The 25,822-nt window shown below is 66.7% G+C and carries 14 protein-coding genes; 6 read left to right on the plus strand and 8 right to left on the minus strand.

The window, feature by feature from the left end:
* The first annotated feature begins 8 nt into the window (after nt 1–8).
* Genes EXZ48_RS04255 through EXZ48_RS04270 form a run of 4 tightly spaced genes read left to right on the plus strand, consistent with a single transcriptional unit; the run spans nt 9 to nt 5,039 of the window.
* Nucleotides 9–1,544, plus strand: coding sequence for an FGGY-family carbohydrate kinase (locus EXZ48_RS04255; RefSeq protein WP_130514430.1), 1,536 nt, complete (start codon nt 9–11; stop codon nt 1,542–1,544).
* Nucleotides 1,541–2,317 (plus strand): DeoR/GlpR family DNA-binding transcription regulator, encoded by a 777-nt coding sequence (locus EXZ48_RS04260; RefSeq protein ID WP_023512106.1) that lies wholly within the window; start codon nt 1,541–1,543, stop codon nt 2,315–2,317. Before EXZ48_RS04255 ends, EXZ48_RS04260 begins: the two co-directional genes overlap by 4 nt.
* Before the next feature lie 38 nt (nt 2,318–2,355).
* Nucleotides 2,356–4,044: a glycerol-3-phosphate dehydrogenase/oxidase gene (locus tag EXZ48_RS04265; RefSeq protein ID WP_245461947.1), complete on the plus strand. Its 1,689-nt coding sequence runs from the start codon at nt 2,356–2,358 to the stop codon at nt 4,042–4,044.
* A complete protein-coding gene (locus tag EXZ48_RS04270) occupies nt 4,041–5,039 on the plus strand; it encodes a hypothetical protein (protein ID WP_245461924.1) in 999 nt (332 codons plus the stop codon). Before EXZ48_RS04265 ends, EXZ48_RS04270 begins: the two co-directional genes overlap by 4 nt.
* Before the next feature lie 82 nt (nt 5,040–5,121).
* Here the strand turns inward: EXZ48_RS04270 and EXZ48_RS04275 are convergent, their stop codons facing one another.
* From EXZ48_RS04275 to EXZ48_RS04285, 3 genes are all read right to left on the minus strand, one after another.
* Nucleotides 5,122–11,907: an S-layer family protein gene (locus EXZ48_RS04275; RefSeq protein ID WP_245461925.1), complete on the minus strand. Its 6,786-nt coding sequence runs from the start codon at nt 11,905–11,907 to the stop codon at nt 5,122–5,124.
* 187 nt (nt 11,908–12,094) lie between these two features.
* On the minus strand, nt 12,095–14,110 hold the full coding sequence (locus EXZ48_RS04280) for a beta-N-acetylhexosaminidase (protein WP_245461929.1): 2,016 nt from the start codon (nt 14,108–14,110) through the stop codon (nt 12,095–12,097).
* Nucleotides 14,111–14,115: 5 nt separating this feature from the next.
* The gene (locus EXZ48_RS04285; RefSeq protein WP_050744833.1) at nt 14,116–14,592 is read right to left on the minus strand and encodes a GNAT family N-acetyltransferase; all 477 of its coding nucleotides are present in this window, start codon (nt 14,590–14,592) and stop codon (nt 14,116–14,118) included.
* A 163-nt stretch (nt 14,593–14,755) separates the two neighbouring features.
* Between EXZ48_RS04285 and EXZ48_RS04290 the strand changes: the two genes are divergently transcribed.
* A complete protein-coding gene (locus EXZ48_RS04290) occupies nt 14,756–17,050 on the plus strand; it encodes an FdhF/YdeP family oxidoreductase (protein ID WP_130514434.1) in 2,295 nt (764 codons plus the stop codon).
* Nucleotides 17,047–17,334: a hypothetical protein gene (locus tag EXZ48_RS04295; protein WP_130514435.1), complete on the plus strand. Its 288-nt coding sequence runs from the start codon at nt 17,047–17,049 to the stop codon at nt 17,332–17,334. The genes EXZ48_RS04290 and EXZ48_RS04295 overlap by 4 nt, the downstream gene beginning before the upstream one ends.
* Here EXZ48_RS04295 and EXZ48_RS04300 read toward each other — a convergent pair.
* The 5 genes from EXZ48_RS04300 to EXZ48_RS04320 all read right to left on the minus strand — a co-directional run bounded on the left by EXZ48_RS04300 (nt 17,327) and on the right by EXZ48_RS04320 (nt 25,776).
* Nucleotides 17,327–19,417 carry a caspase family protein gene (locus EXZ48_RS04300; protein ID WP_165909273.1) on the minus strand — a complete coding sequence of 697 codons (2,091 nt, stop codon included), beginning with the start codon at nt 19,415–19,417 and terminating at the stop codon, nt 17,327–17,329. The genes EXZ48_RS04295 and EXZ48_RS04300 overlap by 8 nt on opposite strands.
* Nucleotides 19,418–19,503: 86 nt before the next feature.
* Entirely contained in the window at nt 19,504–21,381 is a 1,878-nt protein-coding gene (locus EXZ48_RS04305) for a methyltransferase domain-containing protein (RefSeq protein ID WP_165909274.1), read from the minus strand.
* Between the two features lie 8 nt (nt 21,382–21,389).
* The gene (locus EXZ48_RS04310; protein ID WP_130514438.1) at nt 21,390–23,609 is read right to left on the minus strand and encodes a glycosyltransferase; all 2,220 of its coding nucleotides are present in this window, start codon (nt 23,607–23,609) and stop codon (nt 21,390–21,392) included.
* A complete protein-coding gene (locus EXZ48_RS04315) occupies nt 23,606–24,046 on the minus strand; it encodes a hypothetical protein (protein ID WP_130514439.1) in 441 nt (146 codons plus the stop codon). The genes EXZ48_RS04310 and EXZ48_RS04315 overlap by 4 nt, the downstream gene beginning before the upstream one ends.
* 113 nt (nt 24,047–24,159) lie before the next feature.
* Complete coding sequence (locus tag EXZ48_RS04320) at nt 24,160–25,776, minus strand: heparinase II/III family protein (RefSeq protein ID WP_165909275.1); 1,617 nt, start codon at nt 25,774–25,776, stop codon at nt 24,160–24,162.
* Nucleotides 25,777–25,822: the final 46 nt, after the last annotated feature.

Genomic DNA, 25,822 nt, shown 5'->3' on the forward strand with positions numbered 1-25,822 from the left:
AGAGAACGATGGCGCTGCTTCTGGGCATCGATAATGGCCTGACGGTCACCAAGGCGGTGATTTTCGAGGAGGACGGCACGCCGGTCGCCGTCGCGCGGCGGCGGGTGCCGCAGTCTTTCCCCGAGCCGCGCCATGTCGAGCGCGACATGGCGGGCCTGTGGACCGCGACCGCCGAGGCGATCCGTGAGGCGATCGAGAAGAGCGGCCGGCCGGCCGGTGACATCAAGGCCATCGCGGCCACCGCCCATGGCGACGGTCTCTACCTGCTCGACGGTGACAAGCGCCCGCTCGGCGCCGGCATCCTCTCGCTCGACAGCCGCGCCGGCGGGATCGTCGATGCGTGGGAGAAGGACGGCGTGGCGCGACGCGCGCTGGAGCTGACCGGCCAGACCGCCCACGCCTCGGCGCCCTCGGCCCTGCTTGCCCATATCCGGCAGCACGAGCCGGAGCGCTACCGCGCCATCGGCCATGTCTTCACCTGCAAGGACTGGCTGCGCTTCTGCCTGACCGGTGTCGTCGGCACCGATCTGACCGAGGCGAGCACGAGCTTCACCAATGTGCGCACGCAGGCCTTCGACAGGGCGGCGCTGGAGGTCTTCGGCCTCGGCGACCTCTGGCCGGCCCTTCCACCTGTTGCGCGGCCGGATGAGATCATCGGTACGGTAACGCGCGACGCGGCGGCAGCGACCGGCCTCCTCGAGGGCACGCCCGTTGCCGCCGGCCTGCACGACGTGACGGCCTCGGCGCTCGGCATCGGCGGCCATGCGCCGGGTCTGCTGGCGGTCGTCGCCGGGACCTATTCGATCAACGAGCTGGTCACCGAGGAACCGATGGCCGATCCGCGCTGGTTCTGCCGCAACGGCATCCGCAAGGGCTGGTGGAATGCCATGGCCATCTCCCCGGCCTCCACCGCGAACTACGACTGGTTCCTCGACAATTTCTGCCGCGACCTTTCGGAAAGGGCCGAGCACGAGGCGACCGACATCCATACGCTGCTGCAGCCGGAACTTGCGCGAGCGCTGGAAAAGCCGTCGGACATCGTCTTCCATCCCTTCCTCTTCGGCTCGCCCTTCGGCAGCGGTGCAAGCGCCGGCTTCTTTGGCATGCACGGCTGGCACGAGCGCGGCGACCTTCTGAAGGCCGTGCTGGAAGGCATCGTCTTCAACCACAAGCTCCACATCGACGACCTCCTGTCGCGCGTGCCGGTGGAGCGCATGCGCATCAGCGGCGGTGGCGCGCGCAGCCCGGTTCTGGCGCAGATGTTCGCCGACGCGACGGGGCTCGCCGTCGACGTTTCCTCCGCCGACGAGGCGGCCGCCTGGGGTGCGGCGCTCGTCGCCGGTACTGCGGTCGGGCTCTATGCGAGCCCGGAAACCGGCGCGGCAGCGACGACCCGTATCCTGCGTTCCTACCAGCCGGATACGGTGCGCAGCGCCCGGCTTGCCGAGCGCTACAATCTCTATAGACAGCTTGCGGACGGGATGGCGCCCCACTGGCGGGCCATCGAGGATCTCGCAAAACGGTCAAGGGGAGTGGACGGATGAAGGCGGAAGCACGGCGCGAGGAGATTGCCGACTACATCATGAGGGCCGGCCAGGCGCGCATCGAGGATCTCGTCGAGCATTTCGGCGTGTCGCGCATGACCATTCACCGGCATATCGACGCGCTCGCCCAGCAGGGTGTGCTGCGTAAGCTGCACGGCATGGTCACAGTCCAGCCTTCCGGTCTTTACGAAAGCACGTTCCGCTACCGCGAGACGGTGGGCAAGGGGGAGAAGGAAGCGCTCGCCCGCGCCGCCATGGCCTATGTCGAGGCCGGACAGGCCGTGATGCTCGACGATTCTTCCACGGCCTGCGCACTTGCGGACCTCCTGCCGGAGGCCCATCCGCTCACCGTCATCACGAACAGCTACATTTCGACCGGCAAGCTGATCGAGGCCGAAGAAGTGGAACTGATCAGCCTCGGCGGCAAGTACCACCGCAACTACAACGCCTATATCGGCATCACCTGTGAGAAGGCGGTATCAAGCCTTCGGGCGAACGTTCTCTTCTGTTCCGCCTCTGCCATCGACGGCGTGACGGCGTTCATCCAGGACGCGCAGGTTACCAAGGTCAAGCAGGCGATGATGGCCTCGTCGAGCCGCAAGATCCTGCTCGTCGATTCCTCGAAATTCGGCAAGGTCGCCCTCAACGTGCTGAGCGATCTAACCGCCTTCGACGTCGTGCTGACGACGGACCGGGTCGACGAAGCGGTGAGGGCGCGTCTGAAAGACGCCGGCGTCAAACTCGAAATCGTGAAAATGGGCAAGAGTACATGAATGCGACAGCAGCAGGCGCCGCCGCCTTTCCCGGCGGCATGGGCGAACGGATGGCGGCGATGGCGGCGCGCGGCACGGTCGACGTTCTCATCGTCGGGGCGGGCGTCAACGGCGCGGGCCTTTTCCGCGACCTGACGGCCCAGGGGCTCGACTGCCTGCTGATCGAGAAGAATGATTATGCCGCCGGCACCAGCGCGGCGCCCTCCCGTCTCATCCACGGCGGGCTGAAATATCTCGAGACGGGCGAGTTCCGCCTCGTCGCGCAGTCGACGCTGGAGCGCAACCTGCTGCTCGCCAATGCGCCGCACTACGTCAAGCCGCTGCCGACGCTGATCCCGATCTTCTCCTGGACGAAGGGCATCGGCGCGGCGCTGCGCACGCTGTTCGGCTCGAAGAGCGCCCCGCGCAGCCGCGGCGCGCTGCTCGTCAAGATCGGCCTGATGCTCTACGACTTCTATGGCGCGCGCCACCGCGTCATGCCGCGCCATTCGACGGCAAGCCGGGCTGCCTCGCTGCGCGATCTGCCGGCGCTGACGCCCGATATCGTGGCGACGGGCACCTATTACGACGCCACCGTCACCCATCCCGAGCGCCTGATCCTCGAACTCGTACGCGACGGCCTTGCCGACAGCCCGCGGTCAGCGGCGCTCAACCATGTCGGGCTGGAGCGCGCCGCGGACGGCGCTCTGACGGTCAAAAGCCTCACCGGCGAGGCGGCGGCGACGATCCGACCGAAGATCGTCGTCAATGCGGCCGGTCCCTGGATCGACGAGGTGAACGCCATCCTCGGCGAACCCTCGCGCATGATCGGCGGCACCAAGGGGTCGCATATTTTGCTCGACCATCCTGACCTGTTGAAGGAATTGAAGGGACGGATGATCTATTTCGAGGCGGATGACGGGCGCATCTGCCTGGTCTTCGAATATCTCGGCCGTGCCCTTGCCGGCTCGACCGACATCAAGGCGGCCAATCCCGATACGGTGCGTTGCGAGCCCGACGAGGTGGAATACCTCCTCGAAAGCCTGCGCAGGCTCCTGCCGAAGCTTCGCTTCTCTCGCGACCAGATCGTCTATGTCTATAGCGGTATCCGCCCACTGCCGGCTTCCGATGCGAAGGATCCGGGCCTCATCACCCGCGACCACGCGACGCCGGTCCTCGAACCCGCCGCCGGCCGGCCCTATCCGGTCTATTCGCTCGTCGGCGGCAAGTGGACGACCTTCCGGGGCTATGCGGAAGAAGTGGCGGACATGCTGATGAAGCGCCTTGGCGCAAGCCGCAAGGCTTCGACCCGAGACCTCGCCATCGGCGGGGGGCGTGACTATCCGAAGACCGAGGCGGGAAAGCAGGCGTGGATTGCCGGTCTCGCACGGGAAACCGGGCTTGCGGAGAAGCGCGTCGGCGATCTCTTCGCCCACTACGGCACCACGGCGCGGGTCGTTGCGGCGCATGTCGCCGCGGTTCCGGCCGATGCGCCGCTTCCCGACGCTCCGGACTACAGCACCGGCGAGGTGGATTACGTGCTGCGCAACGAGCAGGTCGGCTCGCTGGCGGACCTGGCCTTCCGTCGCACGACGCTTGCCGTGACCGGCCGTCTGACGGCGCGACTGGTCGAAGCGCTCGCCGTCCAGGCGGGAGAGACGTTCGGCTGGGATGTGGCCCGCCGTGCCGATGAAATCGCCGCCGTTCGCGCGCGGCTGAAGACCTTCCATGGAGTTGATCTGACATGATGCCCAAGAGCTACGACGAGAAGATGGCGCGCATCCGCGCCGGCACCTACCGATCGGGTGATTTCATCCTCGTCGATGCCAAGGATGCCGACATTTCCGGCGGCATCCTGACGACGGGTTTTCGCCGCGGCGCAGACGGGATCGCGGCCGGCAGCCGCACGCGCCGGGAGTTCCTCGCCGAGATGGAAACCCTTATCGCGGAAAAAGCCGTCGATGTCATGCTGGGCTCTGCGAGCAACATTGAGCGGCTCGTCGAGCGCGGCAGCTTCGACGGCAGCCCCGTGACGCCGGCCTTTCGTGCCAACGAGACGACCGACGTCTGGCTCAACATCCGCGGCGGCCGCTATCGCGAGACGCCGGCTCAGCCCTATCGCGGCGCCGATCTTCTGCGCGCGCAGGCTGAGCTCTGCCTGTTCTCGATGACCTTCAACAACGATGCCGTTGCAGACGTCGCCATGCTGGAGGCCTACCGGACCTTCCGCGCCGACGCACGCACCGCCGGCAAGCGGCATTTCCTCGAAGTGTTCAATCCGAATGCCGCAACGGGCTTCGGCGTTGCCGGGACCGGCGCCTTCGTGAACGACTGCATCGTACGGGCTTTGGCGAGCCTCGCGCGCGCCGAGCGGCCGGAGTTTCTGAAGATCGTCTATAACGGCCGCCGCGCGCTCGAAGAGCTGGTCGCTCATGACGACACTGTCGTCGTCGGCGTGATGGGCGGGGCGAGCGGTACGCATCGCGATGCGATGGAAATGGTCGCCCGCGCCGAGGCGAGCGGCGCCCGCCTCGCCATTTTCGGCCGCAAGATCAACCTTGCCGAACACCAGCTGTCGCTGACGACCTGGATGCGCGCCGTCGCGAACCGAAACGTGACGCCGGCGGAAGCCGTGCGCGGCTATCACGGCGACCTGCAGCGGTTCGGCCTGAAGCCGGACCGCGCGCTCGACCTCGACAACACGATCACCGATGCGGCACTGAGGGAAGACGGTAGCCCGTAGCCGTCTGCGCAGAAGCGGCCGATCCAAATGCAGTTCGCCCCGGCTTGCCGGGGCGAACGTGTTTTCAGGCTTTGTCGCTTGATCAGACCGTGAGGTAGGAGGAGATGATCGACGCGATCTCCGATTGCGCATCGCTCTCGGCCTTGGGCTCTGCAGAGCTCGGATCTTCCGCTGCAGACTCGTCGCTCATGGGCGGAGAGGCGAAGTTCTGTGCGCCCCCGCCACCTTGCGGCAGGGCGTTGATCTGTGCCGAGGTCATGGCGGCAAGCTGGCCGGGCGTGAAGGCGGCAGCCTGCTCGGTGGAAAGACCGGCGAGTGTCGCCGTGCCGAGGCCGGAAATCGCGCTTGAGCTCAGCGAGATGATATCCTCAGCCGAGAACGTGGCTAGGTCGTCGGCACCGAGGGCCGCGGCCTGTGTCGCCGTCAGCGCACCGATCTGGTCGGACGAGAGCGCCCCCACCTGCTGGGCGCCGAGTGCCGACATCTGGCCATAGGTGAGGGCGGCGACCTGAGCCGTCGACAGGGCTGCGATCGACGCCGTCGACAGTGCGCCGATCGTGCCGCTCGAAAGCCCGCGGATGGCTGCCGTGCCGATGGCCGCCAGCTCCTCGGAGGAGATGGTTTGCATCTGTGCGGAGGTGAGGCCGGCAATGCCCGGCAGGCTCAGCGCGGCGATCTGGGCCAGCGACAAGGCCTCGACCTGTGCGGTGCTGAGTGCTGCGATCTGGGCACTGCTGAGGCCGGAGATCGCTGCCGTGCCGAGGGCGGCGATTTCACCTTCGGAGAGCGTCGCCATATAGCCCGGCGGCAGGCCCTTGATCGCGCTGGCGCTGATCGCGGCGAGCTTGCCGTGCGAGAACGTGTCGAGCGCCTCGGTCGAAAGGCCTGCAAGGGCGGATGAACCGAGGGCCGCGATCTGGCTTGTCGTGAGCGCTTCGACCTGTTCCAGCGTCAGGCCGCCGGTCTGCGTGCTGGTAAGACCGGCCACACCGCCCGTGCTGAGCGCTGCGATCTGGGCAGGCGTCAGTGTGCTGACGTCGATGGCATCGAGGGCGGCAACCTGCTTGGAGGTGAAGGCTCCCAGCTGCTGGGTGGAAAGCCCGGCGACCTGAGCGGAGGTGAGGGCGGCGACCTGGCTTGTGGTGAGCCCGCTGATCCCCGCAGCGCTGAGTGCGGCGATCTGGCTGGCCGAGAAGCCGGCAAGCACCGCCGGCGACAGGCCGGCAATCGCGCTCGAGCTGATGGCCGCCATGTCGGCCGTCGAGAACAGCGCGATGTCATCCGCATCGAGCGCCGCGATCTGCTGCGAGCTCAGGGCGCCGACCTGGGCGCTTGTCAGCGCCTCGACCTGGTCGGCGGTCAGTGCGCCGATCTGGGCGCTCGACAGGCCGGAAATGCCGGAGGGGCTGAAGGCGGCGATCTGCTCGGGGCTGAGCGCGGCGAGCGTTGCCGTCGACAGACCGGACATGGCCCGTGAATTGATCGCGGCAAGATCGGCCGTCGAGAACAGTTCGAGGTCTTCGGCCTCAAGCGCTGCGATCTGATGCGAATTCAGCGCGGCGACCTGCTTGCTGGTCAGGGCCTCCGCCTGGCTGCTGGAAAGCGCTGCGACCTGCGCGGTGGAAAGGGCGGCGATGCCGGCCGTGCCGAGGGCGGCGATCTGCTCGGGCGAGAGGACTGCAATGTCGTCCGTACCGAGCGCGCCGATCTGTGCCGATCCGAAGGCGGCGAGCTGGGTCTTGGTCAGCGCCTCCAGCTGGTCGCTGCTGAGGGCGTTGACCTGTGTGGATGTCAGGCCGGCACCGTTCAGCGCTGCGATCTGCGCCGTCGTCAGGGCCGCGATGGTTGCCGCCGACAGGCCGGAGACCGCGCCTGATGTGATTGCGGCCATCTCGGCGGCGGTGAAGGTCTCCATCGTGTCGGCGCTGAAGGCGGCGACCTGGCTGGAACTCAGTGCGGCGATCTGGCCGCTGGTCAGCGCCTCGGCCTGGCTGGTGGACAGGACGGAAATCTGGTCCGTGGTGAGGCCGGAAACACCGGCCGAGCCGAGGGCGGCGATCTGCGCCGGCGAAAGGGCGGCGATGTCGTCCGTGCTGAGCGCTGCGGTCTGCTTCGACCCAAGGGCGGCGAGCTGGGCCGTTGTGAGCGCACCGACCTGATCGGTGGAAAGGGCGGCGATCTGGCTGCTCGTCATGCCGGAAAGGCCGGCCGGGCCGAGCGCGGCGATCTGGCTCGTCGTCAGCGAGGCGAGCATGTCGGTCGACAGGCCCGACATCGCGCTGGAGCTGATGGCGGCCATGTCGGCGACGGAGAAGGTGTCGAGGTCGTCGAGATCGAGCGCCGCGATCTGGCGCGAGGTGAGGGCCGCGACCTGCTTGCTGCTCAGGGCCTCGGCCTGGGCGGTGGAGAGCGCCGCGATCTGGTCGGTGGAGAGGCCGGCAATGGCGGCCGTGCTGAGGGCGGCAACCTGCTCCGTCGAAAGCGCGGCAATGTATTCCGTGCCGAGCGTTGCGATCTGCCGGGCATCGAGGGCGCGAACCTGGGCAGGCGACAGGGCGTCGAGCTGGGCGCTGGTGAGGGCCTGGATCTGGCGGGTTGCAAGGCCGCCGATCGCAGCGGTGCTGAGGGCTGCCACCTGCGCCGTCGAGAGGTTTGCGATTGCGGCCGTCGAGAGGCCGGAGACCGCGTTCGCGCCGATGGCGGCGATCTCGCGCGTCGAGAAGGTAGCGATGTCGTCGGTCCCGAAGGCCGCAAGCTGCGCCGAGCTCATCGCGCCGATCTGGGTGCTGGTGAGCGCTTCGGCCTGGGCGACGCTGAGCGCTTCGAACTGCCGTGCCGTCATGCCGCCGATACCGGCGGTGCTGAAGGCTGCGATCTGGGCGGTCGAAAGGGCCGCGAGCGTTTCGGTCGAGATACCGGCAATGGCGTTCGAGCCGATGGCTGCGATATCCCGGGTCGAGAAGGTGGCGAGGTCATCGGCACCGAAGGTGGCGAGCTGGGCGGAGCTGAGGGCCGCAACCTGCTGGCTGGTCAGGGCTTCGGCCTGCGCCGTGGAGAGGGCGGCGAGCTGCTGGGCGCTCATCGCGCCGATGGCGGCGGTGCTGAAGGCGGCAATCTGTGCCGTCGAGAGCGCGGCGATTGCGGCCGGAGACAGCCCGGCGATGGCGCCGGAGCTGATCATGCCGATATCCCTCGGCGAGAAGGTGGCGATGTCGTCGGTGCCGAGTTCGCTGATCTGGTCGGATTTGAGGGAGCCCACCTGCGCGCTGGTCAGCGCTTCGGCCTGGGCGGTGGAAAGGGTGGCGAGCTGTTCGGAGGTGAAGCCCGCGATGCTGCCGGCATTGAGCGCGGCGATCTGAGCCGTGGTCAGCGCCGCCACGTTGTCGGTTCCCAGCGCGGCGATCTGCGCGGAGGAGAGTGCCGCCATCTGGCGGTTGTTGAGGGCGTTGATCTGCGTCGTGGTGAGTGCCGCGATCTGATTTGCGGTCAGGCCGGAAATGCCGACGCCGCTGAGCGCATTGATCTGCGCGCTCGTCAGCGAGGCGATGTCGGCGGGGCTGAGGGCACCGACCTGTCCGGAGTTGAGCCCGCCGATCTGTGCCGTGGTCAGGGCCGCGACCTGCTCGGAGGTGAGGCCCGCCATCTGGTTCGTGGTGAGGCCGCTGATGGCGGCCGGGTTGAGACTGGCGATCTGCGCGGTGGAGAGGACATCGATGTCGTCGTCAAGGCCGGCGAGCTGGGTGGCGTTCAGCGCCCGCAGCTGGGCGGTGGAGAGCTGGCTCACCTGCTGGGAGGTCAGCGCATCGAGCTGGCTGCTGGTCAGGCCCGTCATGCTGCTCGTGCTGAGCGCGGCAAGCTGATCGGAGGAGAGCGCGGTGATGGAGCCGGCACTCAGGCCGGGAATGGCGCGGAAGGAAAGGGCGGCGACCTGCGCGGTCGAAAGCGCCCGGATGTCTTCCACCTCGAAGGCGCCGGCCTGCGTGGGGGTGAGGCTGGCGATCTGGGCGGTGGTGAGGGCGGCGATCTGGGCGGAGGACAGCGCCTCGATCTGCCGGGCGCTCATGCCCGGGATCGCATAGCGGTCGAGAGCGGCGATCTGGCTGGCCGAAAGGCCGGTGAGCACATCGGCATCAAGCCCGGAAATCGCCCGGCTGCTGATGGCCGCAAGGTCGGCGCTCGAGAAGGTCGCTATGTCGGCCGCGGTCAACGCGGCAAGCTGGTTGGCGCTCAGCGCCTTGATCTGGGTCGGGGTCAGGGCCTCGATCTGTGCCGTGCTCAGCGCTTCGATCTGGCTGGGCGAAAGGATAGCGATGACACTGGCACTGAGGGCTGCGATCTGGCCGGTGGTGAGCGAGGCGAGGACCGTTCCGTCCATCCCGGAGAACTGCTTGGCGGAAAGGCCGGCGATCTGCGCGGTCGACAGCGCGCCGACCTGCTCGTCCGAAAGCCCGATGAAGGCATCGGACGTGATGCCCTGCATCGCCTTGGCATTGATCGCCGCTATGTCCTCCGTCGAGAAGGTGGCAAGGTCGTCCGCGCCGAGGAACGCGATCTGCTGGGCGCTGAGCGCGCGGACCTGCACCGGCGAGAAGGCCTCGACCTGCTCGGGGGTGAGGGCGGCGATCTGCGTCGACTTCAGGCTGGCGATGGCGCTGGTTCCGAGGGCCGCGATCTGGTCGGTGGAAAGCGCGGCGATGGCCTCACTGCTGAGGCCGGAGATGGCCTTGGCATTGATCGCGGCGATATGTGCTTCGGTGAGCATCGCCATGTCTTCAGGGCCGAGGGCTGAAAGCTGTGTCGCGCCGAGTGCCGCGACCTGGGCGGTGGAAAGCGCTTCGATCTGTTCGGCTTCGAGGGCGCGGATCTGCGCACCCGTGAGGCTGCCGAGCGCGCCGCCGCTGAGCGCGGCGATCTGGTCGGTGGTGAGGGTCGCGACGGCGGCCGTGCTGAGGCCGGAAATGCCGCGATTGCTGATGGCCGCCATGTCCGCGGTCGAGAAGGTGGCGATGGCGTCCGGCGTCAGTGCGGCGAGCTGGACGGCGCTCATGGCGCGGACCTGATTGGGCGTGAAGGCCTCGACCTGCTCGGTGGTGAGCGCGGCGAGCTGCGACGATTTGAGGGCCGTAATCTGGCCGGTCGTCAGTGCCGCGATCTGCTCGGGGGTGAGGCGGGAGATGGAGTCGCTGCCGAGGCTGGAAAGCGCGTTGACCGAAAGCGCGGCGATATCGGCGGTCGAGAAGGTTTCCAGCGCCTCGGGAGAGAGAACGCCGACCTGCCGGGCCGTCAGCGCCTTGACCTGCGCGACCGTGAGGGCTTTGGCCTGTGCGACTTCGAGCGCGGCGATCTGCTGCGTCGAGAGGCCGGGGATCGATTTCACGCTGAGCGCGGCGATCTGGTCGGTGGAAAGGCTGGCAATCGTGCCGGTGGAAAGGCCCGTTACGGCGCTCGCCGAGAGGGCGGCGATGTCGGCGGTCGAGAACACCGCAAGGTCATCGGCTTCGAGCGCGGCGATCTGGGTTGCGGTGAGCGCCTTGGCCTGCACCGGCGAGAGGGCTTCGACCTGGTCGCTGGCGAGGACGGCGATCTGGGCGGTCGTCAAGCCGGGGATGGCGCTGCTGTTGACGGCGGCGATCTGGAGCGTGGAGAACAGCGCGATGCCGGCGGTGCCGAGCGCGGCGATCTGTCTTGCGGAAAGCGCGTTGATCTGCGCCGTCGACAGTGCCTCGATCTGCGCCTGCGAAAGGGCGGCGACGGCGGCGGTGTTGAGCCCCTTCAGCGCGGTGTTGTTGATGGCGGCGAGGGCGTCGCTGGAGAGCGCGGCGATATCGTCGGCACCGAGCGCGCCGATCTGCGCCATGTTCATCCCGCGCACCTGGGTGGACGTGAAGAGCTCGATCTGGGCCGGGCTGAGGGCATTGATCTGCATCACCGTCAGGGCCTGGATGGCGGACGGGCTGAGGGCCTCGATCTGGTCGGCGGAGAGTGCGGCGATGACGCCGATGCTGAGGCTGGGAACGGCACGGCTGGAGATCGCCGCGATATCCTGGCTGGAGAAGGTGGCAAGGCCGGACGATCCCATGGCCGTAAGCTGCTGGCCGCTAAGCGCGCGGACCTGCGCCGGGGTCAATGCCTCGATCTGCGCGGTGTTCATGGCGCTGATCTGGGTCGATCGGAGACCTGTCAGCGCGCTGGTGCTGAGCGCTGCGATCTGTGTCTCGCTGAAGGCGGCAACCGCTTCGGCGCTGAGTGCCGCGATCTGCGTCGGCTTGAGGAGTGCGACCTGCGCCGTCGTGAGCGCTGCGATCTGTTCCGGGGTCAGCGACGTGGTCTGCGCCGGCGTGAATCCCGCGATGGCGAGCGGCGTCAGGGCGCTGATCTGTTCGGAGGAAAGGGCGGCGATGGCCGCGGTGCCGAGAAGCTGCACGGCCTTGTAGCTGATGGCCGCCATGTCGTCGGTGGAGAAGGTCGCGATATCCGCGGGGTCGAGGGCGGCGAGCTGGGCGGCGCTCAGCATGCGGACCTGCGAGACCGTCAGCGCCTCCGCCTGCTCGGACGACAGGCCTCTCATCTGGGTCGCGGTGAGGGCGGCGACCTGGGAGGGTGCAAGGTTCTCGATGGCGATTTTGTCGAGAGCGCTGAGCTGGTCGAGCGACAGGCCGATGATGGCGCTTTGCGAAATGGCGCTCAGCTGTCGGGTGTTGAGGGTCTCGATGTCCTCCACTTCCAGCGCTGCGATCTGCTTGGAAGAGAAGGCATTGAGCTGGCTCGTGGAGAGCGAGGCGACGTCCTCCGTCGTCCAGGCCAGGATTGCCGAAGTGGAGAGTTGCTTGATCTGGGCGATGCTCAGGGTGGGCACGATCGACGTCATGGGCAAAGTCCTGAAATATGGAATCGAAAGAACAGCAAATTCACCATTCGGCTGATTTTCGATACAATCGCGAGCTTGCCTGAACCTGTACGTGGAGGTTGCGGGGCGGAATGCCTGAATTGCCGGGAGTTTGCGGGCTTTCCTGCCCGCGCGGGACGGCCGAAGGGTGCGCCTGCCGGCCGGTGTTCTACGCGGCGCCGTAAAGCACCGGCATGAGGCCTGCGGAAGCCTGGAAACGCCGCCAGGATTTGTGTTCCGGTCGGGTCCAGCCGGTTTCGGCGACGGCCGAGAGGCGGGGGAAGACGAGACGGTCGAAGACGGCGCGGTCGAGCATCGGCTCTGACCAGATGCAGGCCTGCACACCGAGCAGCCTGGCCTTCTGCGCCTCGTTCCAGCCGGAGACGGGATCGAAGGCGTAGGTCATTTCTGGCGTCGAGGCGCCAGCCCAGCTTGCTCCCGGCTCGTCCCAGTCGGCCGAATGCGCCATGTCGAGATAATAGGCCTGGCCCGGGCAGACGACCATCGTGTAGCCCTCGTCGGCAAGTGCCGCCGAGGCCGCGACGTCCCGCCAGCCGCAGAGATAGGTCGTGTCCTTGTCGATGACGTTGCCGTGCGCGGCTTCCTGCCAGCCGCCGGTGGTGCAGCCCTGTGCGGTGAGGAATGCCTGGATGCGCCTGAGGAAGATCGCCTGCAACGCCGCCGCGCCGGACCCTTCGATGGCATCGGCGCCGTGCGTGTTGGTGATCACGTTGAGCCGTTTCGCATGGGCTTCGCTCATGTCCCTTCCGGCGATTTCGGACAGTTTCGCGAGCGCCTCCGGCGAGCCGGACCACGCGCCGATCGGGACTTCGTCTGCGCCGATGTGGATGGTTCGGAAGGGGAAAAGCGCGATCAGTTCCGCAAGGATCGTTTCCACGACACGGTAGGTCGTCTCGCGTGCGGGGTTGAGGCAATTGTCGGCAAAGCCCTGGACTGAATGATAGCTGCCCCGCTCGTCGGGATCGCGGAGCTCGGGGATGGCTATTTGAAGGGCGTGGCAATGGCCGGGCATGTCGATTTCCGGCACGATCTCGATACCGTACTCCTGGGCATGTCCGACGATGTCGCGGATGGCAGCCTTGCTGTAGTAGCCGCCGCTGCGTTCCGCGCCGGTACCGAGCAAAGGCGGAATGGCAAGACCTTCGCCGCGCCAGGCGCTTGTTGCCGTCAGTGCCGGATAGGCATCGATCTCGACCCGCCAGGCCTCGTCGTCGGAGAGGTGCCAGTGGAAGCGGTTGAGCTTGTTCCAGGCGAGAATGGAAAGCAGCCGCCGGATTTCCGCTGCGCCGTAGAACCGGCGTGCCACGTCGAGATGCAGCCCGCGCCAGCCCATCGCCGGCGCATCGGCGATCTGTCCTTCTGCCGGAAACCCGAAGGTGTGCGGATAATGATGCGCGCCGCGCCAGATCTGGCCGAGCGTGATGAGCCCATAGAGGAATCCGGTCTGCCCGGAGGCGTGGATGGCGACGGAGCCGGGTGTGAAGACCAGTTCATGCGCCTCGGCGGCGAGCGTTTGCCGTATGTGGAAATGCACCGGCAGTCCGCCCTCCTCGGCAGCGCGGACGATGCCTTCGACGGCGAAAAGCGATTCGGTCAGCCGCCGGAATGCTGCCGCCGCCGCCGTTGCCATGGCATCTTCCGCAAGAAGCGTCAGGCCGGCGGGGACGGGGCCGAGGCGGGTGAGCGCGACATGGTTCGGCCAGGGGATGACCGAAACCGGTGCCGGTGGTCTGGCGGGCACGGGATAGGGCTCCATGCCCCGTTTCGGCGCAGCGTTGCCGCCCATGCGCTTCGTCGGCGTGGTGGCGACCTGGCGCGTGCTGCCGTCGGGAAAGAGCAGATAGGCGCCCCGTGCACCATCCGTCCAGTGCTGGAATGGCCAGGACAGGCCATGGATGGTGACGGTCCAGCTCGCGCCGGCGCCAAGCTCCAGCCCCTCCGGCGGCAGCAGCTCCGTGAAGGTTGAAAGCCGCCGGCCGATATGGCCGCCCTCCGCGGTTGCCGTGGCATCGACCTGACAGGGGCCGCTGAAGCACAGGCGGAAATTGTCGATGGCGGTCGCCCCGTCGTTGTGCAACGTGAGCCGGTAGGCCATCGCCTGCTCTCCCGCGGCCGGGATCCAGACGGTTTCGAGCGTAAGGCCGTAGAGGTCATGCGCCGGCATGGCAATCATCCCTGGACCGGCAGCATGCCGGCATAGATACCGGGCGCCGAGTCCGGGATCGGCATGGCATTGACCGTCTTCTCGTAGAAGGCCGAAGGTCCGACATCGCCGATGATCGCGTAGCCGTATCCCATCGCCTTCAGGTCGAAGAGGCTGGCAAGCAACAGGGCGTGGCCGATGCCGAGCCCGCGCGCGTCCGCTTCCACCCCCGTCGGCCCGAAAAAGCCGCGGGCGATCGCTTCATGACAGGCGAAACCGACGAGCCGGCGCTCGCGGGTTGCGATGAAGACGGTGGGTGGCTGGCGCGTCAGCGCGACCGCGGTCTCGCTGGCCCAGCCATTGCCGAACGTATCCGCCACCCAGTCGGTGACGAGCCTGGCTTCGGGCGCAAGGGCCCTGCGGATCGTCACGCCGGCCTGCGTCATCCGGGCATCGAGCGCCGGGTCGGGATCAAGACGCGAGAGATTGACGAGATAGTCCAAGGCCACGCCTCCGGTTCGGTGATCCCCTTAGAGGATTGGTAGTCAATCGCCGTGATTCAGGCAAACTGCCAGATTTTGTGTGGCCGATGGCGATAGGAATTCCCTATCAAGCCATTCGAACTGGCCCCTTGATCAATCCTGACGAATGGCAAATACCTGATTTATGGATACTCGTTTTATCGGAAAGAAATCCTCCGCGGCCGGTGGCTGGGGGGCGTTGAAAAGCTGTGGCAAGCGACTGCTTGAAAGCGGCACGCCGCTGTCGGGCGCCAGGGCCATGCTGAAGGCGAACCAGCCGGACGGGTTCGATTGCCCGGGCTGTGCCTGGGGGGATCCCGAGCACGGCTCCTCCTTCGAATTCTGCGAGAACGGCGTGAAGGCGGTTGCCTGGGAGGCGACGGAAAAGCGGGCCACGCCCGCCTTCTTCGCCGCCCATACGGTCTCGGACCTGCGCAAGCTGAGCGACTACGAGCTGGAACTCCATGGCCGCCTCACCCATCCGATGCGCTATGACGCGGCGAGCGACCGCTATCTGCCGGTCGCCTGGGACGATGCTTTCACAGAAATCGGCAACATCCTGAAGAGCCTCGACAATCCTGATCGTGCGGAGTTCTACACTTCCGGCCGCGCCAGCAACGAAGCGGCCTATCTCTATCAGCTCTTCGTCCGCCTCTACGGCACGAACAATTTTCCCGATTGCTCGAACATGTGCCACGAGGCGAGCGGCGTTGCGCTGCGCCAGGCGATCGGCGTCGGTAAGGGAACGGTGTTGCTCGAGGATTTCGAGGCGGCGGACGCGATCTTCGTGATCGGCCAGAACCCCGGTACCAATCATCCGCGCATGCTGGGCGACCTGCGCCGGGCGGCCCTGCGCGGTGCGCGCATCGTCGTCTTCAATCCGATCCGCGAGCGGGGCCTGGAGCGTTTCTCCGATCCGCAGGACAAGATCGAGATGCTGCGCGGCGGCTCGACCGACATTGCCAGCCACTATTTCCAGCCGCAGCTCGGCGGTGACATGGCGGCCGTGCGCGGCATGGCAAAGGCGGTGCTTGCAGCGGAGGACGCGGCGATTGCGGCGGGCCTGCCGCCGGTGCTCGACCATGCTTTCCTTGCCGAACATTGCGTGGATTTTTCCGCCTATCGTGCCGCGGTCGAGGCGACCGGCTGGTCCGAGATCGAGGATCAGTCCGGCCTGACACGGGCCGAGATCGAGCGTGCGGCGGCGGTCTACATGCAGGCCGAGCGCGTCATCTGCACCTGGGCGATGGGCGTGACGCAGCATGTGCATTCCGTCGCGACGATCCGCGAGATCGCCAACTTCATGTTCCTGCGCGGCAATATCGGCCGGCCGGGAGCAGGTCTCTGCCCGGTGCGCGGTCATTCCAACGTGCAGGGCGACCGCACGGTCGGCATCAACGAGAAGCCGCCGGAAGCTTTCCTCGATGCGCTGGAGCGGGAGTTCGGCTTTTCCCCACCGCGCCAACACGGGCACAATGTGCTGTCGGCAATCGGTGCCATGCTGGATAGCTCGGCGGAGGCCTTCATCGGCCTCGGCGGCAATTTCGCCCGCGCGACGCCGGATAGCACGCTGGTGGAAACGGCGCTGCGCCGGCTCAAACTGACGGTGAACATCGCCACGAAGCCCAACCACTCGCACCTGATGCCGGGAGAGGTGTCCTTCATCCTGCCCTGCCTTGGCCGCACCGAGATGGACCTTGCGCCCAACGGCAGTTCCCAGCTGATCAGCGTCGAGGATTCGATGAGCATGGTGCATGGCTCGGCCGGTATCAACCGGCCCGCCTCGCCGCATCTGAAATCGGAAGTGGCGATTATCGCCGGCATCGCCGAGGCGACGGTCGGCAGCGGCATTGTGCGCTGGAGTGCGCTTGCGGAAGACTATGACCGCATCCGCGACCATATCGAGGCGACCATTCCGGGTTTTACGGATTACAACACGCGCCTGCGCAAGCCGCGCGGCTTCCTCCTGCGCAATGCGGCGTCGCACCGGGAATGGGATACGCCTGCCGGCAAGGCCTCCTTCTTCTCCGGCCCGCTGCCGGAGGAGACGGTGCACCAACGGGCGCGCAAGGCCGGCGGGCGCTTCGCGCTGCAGACGTTCCGCTCGCACGACCAGTACAATACGACCGTCTACGGCCTCGACGACCGCTACCGCGGCGTCTACGGCGAACGGCAGGTCATCTTCATCCATCCCGAGGACCTGAAGGCCATGGAGGCGGAAGCCGGCGACCGGGTGGACGTCGTCGGCGCTCACAACGACGGGATCGAACGCGTGGCGCGCGATTTCCGCTTCGTGCCCTATGACGTGCCGCGCGGCAGCATCGCGGGCTACTATCCGGAGCTGAATGTGCTGGTGCCGCTCTCCAGCGCCGGGGAGGAAAGCGACACGCCGACCTCCAAGTCGATCATGGTCTCCTTCCGCAGGTGCGAGGCCGCGTGAGCGGCGAGGCGAGGGAGGCCTGGGATTTCCTGGCGCTTGTCGCCCGCGTGCAGGGCGAGGATCCTCGGCTGACGGGCATCCAGGCCGCGCTCGTCGCGGCCGCTCGCATGGGCGTCGCGAGCGACAGCCGCACGTTCGCCAACCGCCTCGGCCTTGCCCACGCCCTCGTGCTGAGGGAATTGAACGCGTTGGCCGAGCGCGGTGTGGTCCGTATCGACGGGCGGGATGCGCGCACGATGCGGACCCGCTATTGCCTCGGACCGGCCGCAGTCGGGCCTATTTGACGGCCGTGGGCTGGAAGCCGGCCGCGAATTTTTCAGCCTTCCTGACGGCCTTTCCTCCGAGCTTTTCGCCGAGCGCCGCCACCATTTCGCCGGCCCGTTCGACGCCGTTGGCCTTTGCCAGCGTGAACCAGTTGAGTGCCTGCCCGGCATCTTTCTTGAGGCCGGTGCCGTCGAGATAGAGCGTGGCAAGCCGGAACTGTGCCTCGTTGTAGCCCTGTCTTGCCGCTTTGCCGACCCATTCGGCGCCGGCGGCGGGATTCTTTTTCAAGGCGCTGCCGTCGAGATAGAGGTCCCCGAGCCGGAGCTCGGCATAGATATGGCCCATTTCCGCGGCGCCTGTCAGCAGGATCTCCGCCTGGGCGACGTCCTTCGGCACGGCCTTGCCGTCGAGGTAGTAGGCCGAGAGCTTCTCCATGGCCGGAGCGAATCCCTGTTTTGCCGCCCGCCAGAGCCAGTAGGCCGCCTTCTGCGGATCGGCCGTCACGCCGAGGCCGTTCTCGTAGATCAAGGCAAGGTTGAATTCGGCGAAGACGTTCTTCTTTGCCGCCCCCAGCACATACCAGTAGCGGGCTTCCGTCAGGTTCTTCTCGATGCCGCGGCCGTCGCGATAGACGTCGCCCAGCGAACGATAGGCGATCGGAAAGCCGGCACTGGCGCCGGTCCGGTAGATTTCCCGGGCCTCGTCATGTCGGCCGGCGGCATCGATGGCGCGGCCGTAGTTCATGAGGATGCGCAGGCTGTCGGGAAACTGCTTGAGCGCCGTCATGCAGGCCGGCACCGCGGTTTCCGGCTTGATCTGCTTGAAATAGACGCCGACGGCGGGGTCGGCGATCTCCTGCACATGGCCGGCCTCGCGGTCGCAATCGGTGATCTCGGGGTAGAGCGGGTTCTGGGCGAATTCCTCGTAATTCGCCGTGACGCGGCCTGAGATCGCCGGCACGGTCTCGTCGGAGCCCTTCGTCGCATCTTCCAGCCGCAGCCGGGCGAGCTTGGCGAAGACGCCCTCGGGGAATTTTTCGAGATAGCCGCGATACTGGTCGGCGGTGCCGTTCGCCTGGATGCCGTTCCACATCAGAAGGTCCTCGGCCGCATTGATGCTGCGATCGACCGGCAGAGCCGCAACCTCCTGTTCCTTCTCCTCCTTCGGCTTGCTCGCTTCGGCGAGCGTATCGACGCGCATTTCGGCGATGTCGGCAAAGAGGCCCTGGGGGAAAGCGGCGAGGTAGGATTGGTAGCTTTTGGTCGTGTCGCCGTCGGCGGCTGCCTGCCAGGCTTCGGCATCCTTGGTTGCTTCCGCGGAGAACTTCGGCACTTCCGGCAGGGCGTCGGTGAAGAAGAAGTCCTTGGTCAGCGAGGAATTGTCCCACGGTACCTGCTCGCCGCCGGTCTCCTCGACAACCCGCTCGCGCACCCGCTTGAAGACCTGCTCGATGGGCAGGCCCGGCGCGGTGATGAAGTCGGCGAGTGCCCGCGTGAAGGGACTGTTACCCTTCGTGCCGTCCGTCGCGACCTTTCCCGGTGCGGTAGCGAAGGCGATGAAGGTGCCCAGCGGCCCGGTGGCACGCGCAAGGCCGCGTGTTGCGCCGTCATTGGCCGCCGTGCCCGCCGAGCGGTTGGTCTCCAGCGGATTGTTGCGGCAGGCATCGACGATGAACACGGCGATGCGTGGGCGGGCGCGCTCGATCTGCTCGGTGATCATCTTCAGGCTGAAGGCTTCGAGCGGCAGGTCGGAAGAGGAGGTGAGCTGGCTGTCCGTCGGGATCAGATAGTTCTCGTCGGCGAACTGGATGCCGTGGCCGGCATAGTAGACGACGAGATTGGTTTCCGGCGTCAGCGCCTCGGTCAGGCTCTTCAGCGCGCGAACCATCTGCTGGCGGTCGCCGTCGATGACCGAGACGATCTTGAAGCCGGCGGCGGAGAGCGCCTTCTCCATCAGCTTAGCGTCGCTCTGCGCATTGGGCAGGCGCGGAAGATCGGTATATTTGCCGTTGCCGATCACCAGCGCGACGCGGTTGTCTGCGGCGGCGAACGCCGCGGTCGCCATCGAGAAAAACAGAACGAGAAGAAGACACAATCTTTGCATGAGCATCGCCACCCCATGAAGATCCTGGCAGGAGGCTAGCATAGTCCTCCGGCCCGATACTGGACAAGACGGGATGCAGCCCGGCGTTATTCTGCGTCCCCGTCCTCAAAACTGCCTTCCAGCATGCGCGCCAGCGTTTCAGCGCCGTTCCGCCAGCCATCTCTGGCCTCGGCGATGCTTGCGCACGCCGCTACCAAATTAGCTTGCACGTCGGGACGAAGCAGTCTGCCGAGGGCGGCGGAGAGGTGCGCCTCGTCGTCCGCAACGCGATGCAGCAAGGCGGCACCGCGGCTCTCGGCCCAGCGCGCGCGATCGACCTGCCGGTCCATGTCCGGGCTTTCGTCCGGAACGAAGAGGGTGGGAATGCCACCTGCAATGTTCTCATGGAACGTGTTGTAGCCTGCCCGCACGATCGCGGCGTCCCAGGCGCGGCTTACGGCATAGGCGGGGTGGCGCATGAGCCGGTGGTGGCGTTCGGGATGGCGGGGCGCGGTCTTTCCGGTCAGGGGGGATTGTAGTTCCAGCACATGCAGGTCGGCCCTCGCAAGGAGGTCGTCCAGCAGCCGGGTGTGAAGACGCATGAGATCGGGATTGGCGGAACGGGAGAGGTCGAGAAGGACGACGGTGGCTGTCTGTGGCAGGCCGAGTGTTTGTCGGGCCACATCACGCGCCAGGCGCTCCGACGGGTCGATCAGCAGCATCGGATGCACCAGCCGGGTCTTTGCTCGGTCGGCGGCGGTCGGCCCGCCATCGCATTCGCCGGCATAGTCGTCCGGTTCGATGATGATGGGGAAATGCGCGCTGGCACCGATATAGCTCTCATGGTGTGCCGGCCACATTCCGCGCCGGATCCAGATGGCCTGCACGCCGGGATGATGGCCGAGGGCCTTGATGACGCCGTCGAAGACGAAATTGACGTCGTAGACGAGGGTAGTGGCGTGATGGGCTTCGAGCAGCAGACCGATTTCCGCGGCGAGCCGGTCGTTCCAGGCGGCGGGCTCCTCGCCGGTCAGCCCATGATGCGGCACGAAATGCACGGAAAAGCCGAGATCGCGCACGATGCCTGCGCTGTAGCTCATGGTCAGGAAGGCGGCCGGGCGGTGTTTCAGCCGTCTTGCGACCGCAAGCTGGCGAGTGAGATGGCCCTGGCCGATGCCGTTCGCCGAGACGAACAGGATGCCGTCGGGACGATCAGAGAGAGGGACAGGGCTTGCCGGCTGCGCCGTTGCCGCCCGCTCATCGAGGATCGGCCGATCCTCCAGCCTTTCGATGAAGAAGACGGCACTGTTGTTGAAGCCGCGCCAGGCCGTTTCCGGGACGTTGATGGCGAGAAGCCGTTCTGCGGGAACGAGGCGGGTCGCGTCGTAGTCCGCTGGCAGCGGCAGGACCGCGCCGAGCGTATCGGCGAGATCCTCCGGGGAGAAGATGCGCATGTGATCCGACTGACCGAAGCGTGCTGTGCGCTCGGCCCCGGTGTGCCCCTCCAGCGCCTCGCGGAACCCGCCTTCGAGGAAGGGGATGCTGGAAATATGCAGGCCGCCGGGTTTCACCAAACGGTGGAGGCCGGCGGCGACGGCGCGATAGTCGCAGGCGACGTGTTCGAGCACATGGTTGTGCAGCACGATATCGAAGGAAGCCGGGGCAAGGGTTGGAAGATCGCGGCAGAGATCGAGACGGGTGACGGCGAAAGGGAATTGGCCCGGGTCGATGTCGGCGCTGAGATAGCTGCTGCCGAAGCGGTTTCGAAAGGGGGTGGCGAGGCACTCTTCGGGAGCGAGGTGCAGGATGCGGCGATTTCCCGACAGGAGGCCGCGCAGGCGCAGCACCTCGAAGATCAGCCGGTGACGCTCCAGCGAACCGCAACCCTCGCAGCGCACGTTTCGGCGCAGGAAGGCGCTGTCCTTCTCGCCATAGGTATCCCCGAAGACCGGACTGCCGCAGATGTTGCAGGTTGGCGAGGCCACCGTCGTCCTCACAGGCTGTCGAGCTTGGTGATGTCCCAGTCGGTCCGGACGATCCGGGCATGGTCCTCCACGTAACGGGCGATGTCGCGGGCGCCGTTCGTCCAGGTGATAGACCGGCAGCGGCGCACCACGCTCTCTCGTTCCACCGGGTCCAGCAGGCGCTCGACATGGGCCGCGGCAAAGCCGAGGTCGTAGTCGCGGCGCATCAGCCAGCCGCGGCCGGTGAGTTCCGCCCAGCGGGCGCGGCTTGCCTGCAGGTCCATCTCGTCGGCTTCGTTGGGCACGAACAGTGTCGGGACGGCGCCGAGCACCTGTTCGTGAAAGGTGTTGTAGCCGGCCGCGGTGATCGCCGCGTCGAAGGCGTTGCTGAAGCGGAAGCTCGGGAAGAGCTCGACCACCCGGTGCCGCTCGCCCAGCCTTTCGAGGCCGGCGGCGTCGGGCGTGATCGGCGAGCGGATCTCGAGCGCGATCGTGTCGGGGCGGCGCAGCACTTCGGCGAGCAGCGCGCTGCGAATATCCCGCATGTCGAAATTGGCGCCCGAGCCGAGCTGGAAGGCGACGACGGTTATGCCTTCGGGCAGGCCCAGCGCGGCCCGCGCGCTTTCGCGTGCCATGCGGTCGGCCGGGTCGAGCTGCAGGACGGGCGGCACGAGGAAGGTTTCCCTGCGGCAGGCTGCGGTTGGGCCGTGATCGAAGGTTTCCGCCAGCTCGCCGGGTTCGATCACCGCATCGAAATGGTCGGTGAAGTCGAGGAACACCCGGTGGGATTCCCGCCAGAGCGGTCGCCGCACCCAGATCTTGAAGAGATCGGGAAACGCGCCGAGCGCCCGGGTGACGCCTTCGAAAACCGCCGTCGCATCATAGGCGAAGACAACGGGGCGCAAATGGGCGACGAGTTCGAACAGCTCCTCGGCAAGGCAGGTATTCCAGTCCTCGGGGTCGGCATCGAGGATGCGGTGATGCGGCAGGAAATGCGCCTGGTAGCCCTGCTGTACGGCCGCATTCATGGAATAGGACATGGTGGCGAAGACCGGTGTCAGACCCGACGGCAGCCGCTGCGCGACGGCGAGCTGCTGGGTGAGGTGTCCGACGCCGATGCCGTTGCTGGAGGCAAAGAGCACATTGCGTTGCGGCAGGGCCGGAAAGAGCCTGCCGCCGAAGGATGGCGCCTCTTCCGGCGTCCCCATGATGCGGGTGAGACGGTCGGCATAGATAGCCGCGTCGTGGTTGTTTTCGACGAAGCGGCGGGCCTGCATACATTGCGACCGGTAGCGCTCCGGGTCGTTCACGAAGCCATCGATGAGGCGCTCGACATCTTGAGGTTCGCCGTAGATCGCTGCCTTTCCGAACAGCAGCGCGAAATGCGGGGGCAGGATGACGACAAGACCGGTCGCGAGCGCTTCGAGGATCGTCCGCCCGAAGGCCTCCGACCAGGCCGGATCATGGAAGTAGACATAGAAATCGAGCGTGCCGAGGAAGGCCGGAACACCGTCCCAGGTGAAGGGCACCAGCTCCCAGTTCGGCGGGATCGCGCCGTATTTTTCAGTGAGGAAAGTATCGGCGCCGAGCGCGCGCACGCGAAACCGTGCGCCGTCGGCCGGGTAGGCGAGCAGCACGTCCTCGGCGGTCGGCCACTTCAACGGGTCGGGGCGTGAGTGTCGCCCGATGACGACGGGATAGGCGGGCTCTCGGGCCGGTTTTGCCGCCCAGTCGTCAAGGTCGATGAGATTGCCCCAGTCCTCCTCCAGCATATGCGCATAGGGCGGCAGGCGGCGCGGAAGGCTGTCGCGCACGACGGCGCTGACCGGCGCCAGGAACACATCGCTGCCGAAGGCGTCGCAGGCATGAGCAACGACGCGTTCGAGGTCGTACTGCTGGCGGACGTCTCCGTCATACATCGGGTGGTGCAGGACGATCAGCAGTTTGTCCGTGGTGATCGACAGCGGGCGCGTCGGGCGGTTCTCGACGATCGTCGGGTGATGGATCAGCACGAGGCGGGCGTGGAGGCGCATGTCGGGGTCGATGCGCTCGGTCAATCCTTCATCGATCAGGCGCCGCAGGTCCGGGTGCATGGGGAAGGGCAGACCGAGCAGCGGTCCTTTGACGGCGAGCAACCCTGTGCGCAGGCCTGCGCGTGCGGCGGTACGGATTTCCACGGCGAGTGCCGTCGACGTCCCTCCCTCGAAGCGAACATCCGCAACGAAGAGGACGTCGAGCGCCGTGCTCATCGATTGGTCCGCGCCGTCATTGCAGGGGCTGCGGCAAGGAAGGCGTCGATGTTCTGGCCGTAGCTGATGACATGCACCGGCTGCCATTTCGACATGAGGAGACGCCAGCGTTTGGCCAGATAGGCGTTCCAGGAGATTTCGGCGGCGTGCAGCTTCTGTTCGAGGACGGAGGGCAGGTATTCGAAGATGGCGTTCCTGTCGCGGAACCGCATGAAGTCGAGGCTGTCGGTGAGATAGACGATCTTGTGCTTCGTGCCGAAGCGACGGGCCGTCACGTCGATGATCTCGTCGATCTGCTCCGCCTCGACGCCGATGAGCGTAACAATGATCGTGCTGAGCGCCGGTTGCGAGGCGTAGATGGCGAGGGTTTGCGCCGGCACTTCGTCCGGTGTGGCAGGCTTAGGGCCGCGTTGCGGCAACCAGCCGAAGATCCCCATTTCGCCTCCCCCTCGATCCCGCCGGGGCGGGCCTGAAAGCGCCTCTGGATGAAGGCTATTGCCGGGACCCGGCGCTGTCAACGAAGGGCGAATGGAAAAAGCGGGGTGAGGGATCAGGAGGCGAGCGGCCAAGCGGCAATGGCAGCGGGGCGCCATAGCGACGGTCGGCCGGCGGCGAGACGCACGACGACCGATTGCGTTCCGGTGGTCGCAGGAACGGGGAAAAACAACCGGCCGAAGGCGGCATTGCTGCTCTCGCCGGTGGGGGAAGGGGCGGGCTCGAACGACCAGACGAGGCTGACCGGTGCCAGGATCTCAGCCGTCACTGTCACGCCGTCGAGGGTGAGCCGGGCGCAGGCGCCATCGAGATCGACGGTGGCTTCGCTGTAGAATTGCCAGAGGCCGGCCGGGGTGGCGGCGCCCTCCTGCTCCAGCTCATCGACGATGAAGGCGGTGTCGGTACCGTCAAGGGCCACGCCTCGGCGCCAATCGACCGGCCAGCCGTCATCGCCCATGGCATAGGCGGCAAAGCGGCGGCCGTCCCGCTGTCCCACACCGAGGAGCCTTGCAAAGGCCGTGGTCGATTGCGGTGCGCCGTCGATCAGCACGGTGCTGTGAGCCGCGGTCTGCGTGCGAAAATAGTCGAACCGACGCGCGGGCTCGAAATAGCCGGGAAGGGCATAGTTTTCCCGGCCGAGTTCGCTGGCGAAACGCCGGCCGGCTATCTCCAGCACGAAGGTGCCGAGGTCGAGATGGGCGTGGTTGACGTCGTTGCGCCCGCCTTTCAGGGCGAGCCAGGTCGTGCCGGTCCGCAGAACCGCAACACCTGCCGGCTCGTAGGCGGTCGGTGCGTCATCGGCCGGCTGGGGCCCGGCCTCCGGTGCGCACCACAGGAGGTCGAAAGGGTGCGGATCGCCGGGAGCGGTGTGTTGCCAGGCCGTTGCGGCCGGTTCGCTCGCGCGGCCGGCGAGCCAGCCGAGCACGGGCGCGCGGCGCGGCTGCTCCGTCGCGTCGCCGAAATTGAACACCCGGCCGCTGGGGCCGGTGAGGTCGCGGCCATATCGCCAGGTGCGCGTGATTGCGTCCGGCATATCCGTCGCAAGGCCGAGATCGTCGAGAAGGGCGTGGGCGAGCACGGCGTAGCGCGTGGCATATTCCCAGTAGTCCGGCCCCTCTTCATAGCTGCCATCGGCGCCGAAGGCGGACAGTCCATATCGCAGGGCGGGCCGGAAACACGCCAGCACGTCCCCGGAGAGGGTGGCGTCCGTGTCGGCCATGGCGGCTGCACCGGCGATCATGCCGGTGCAGCAGACGATATTCCAGTTGTTGCTGACCGTCATCCAGGACGCCCCGGCTGCCGCGGCGGCAAGGCCTGGGGCAAGCCCCTTGGTGGCGATGGCCGTGGCGATCGTGTCATGGTCGGCACGGGTCAACAGCGGCCTCGTCCAGCAAAGGCCGAGCGCCATGCCGGTCGTCATCTCCGCGGTGTCGAGGAAATGGGTCGGGTTCCAGTCGGTGAATACGGCAGCGTTCAGCAGTTCGCGGATCGCCCGCCGGCGAAAGGCGCTGCCGCCGACAAGGCAATCGGCAACGGCCAGCGTTGCGATGCGGTCGAAAAGCTTGCGGCTCGTCGGTAGAATGACGTCGCGTCCATCCTCCCGTTCCAGTTCAAGCAGGGGGGCGGTGTGGATATCGCCCGCGGTCTGCAGGACCCAGTCGGAATAGCGCATGCCAGCAGCGGACGACCGGGCCGAAGACCGGATCTGCCCCGCATCC

The organism is Shinella sp. JR1-6 (assembly GCF_004284735.1).
In the GTDB taxonomy this organism is placed as follows: Bacteria; Pseudomonadota; Alphaproteobacteria; order Rhizobiales; family Rhizobiaceae; genus Shinella.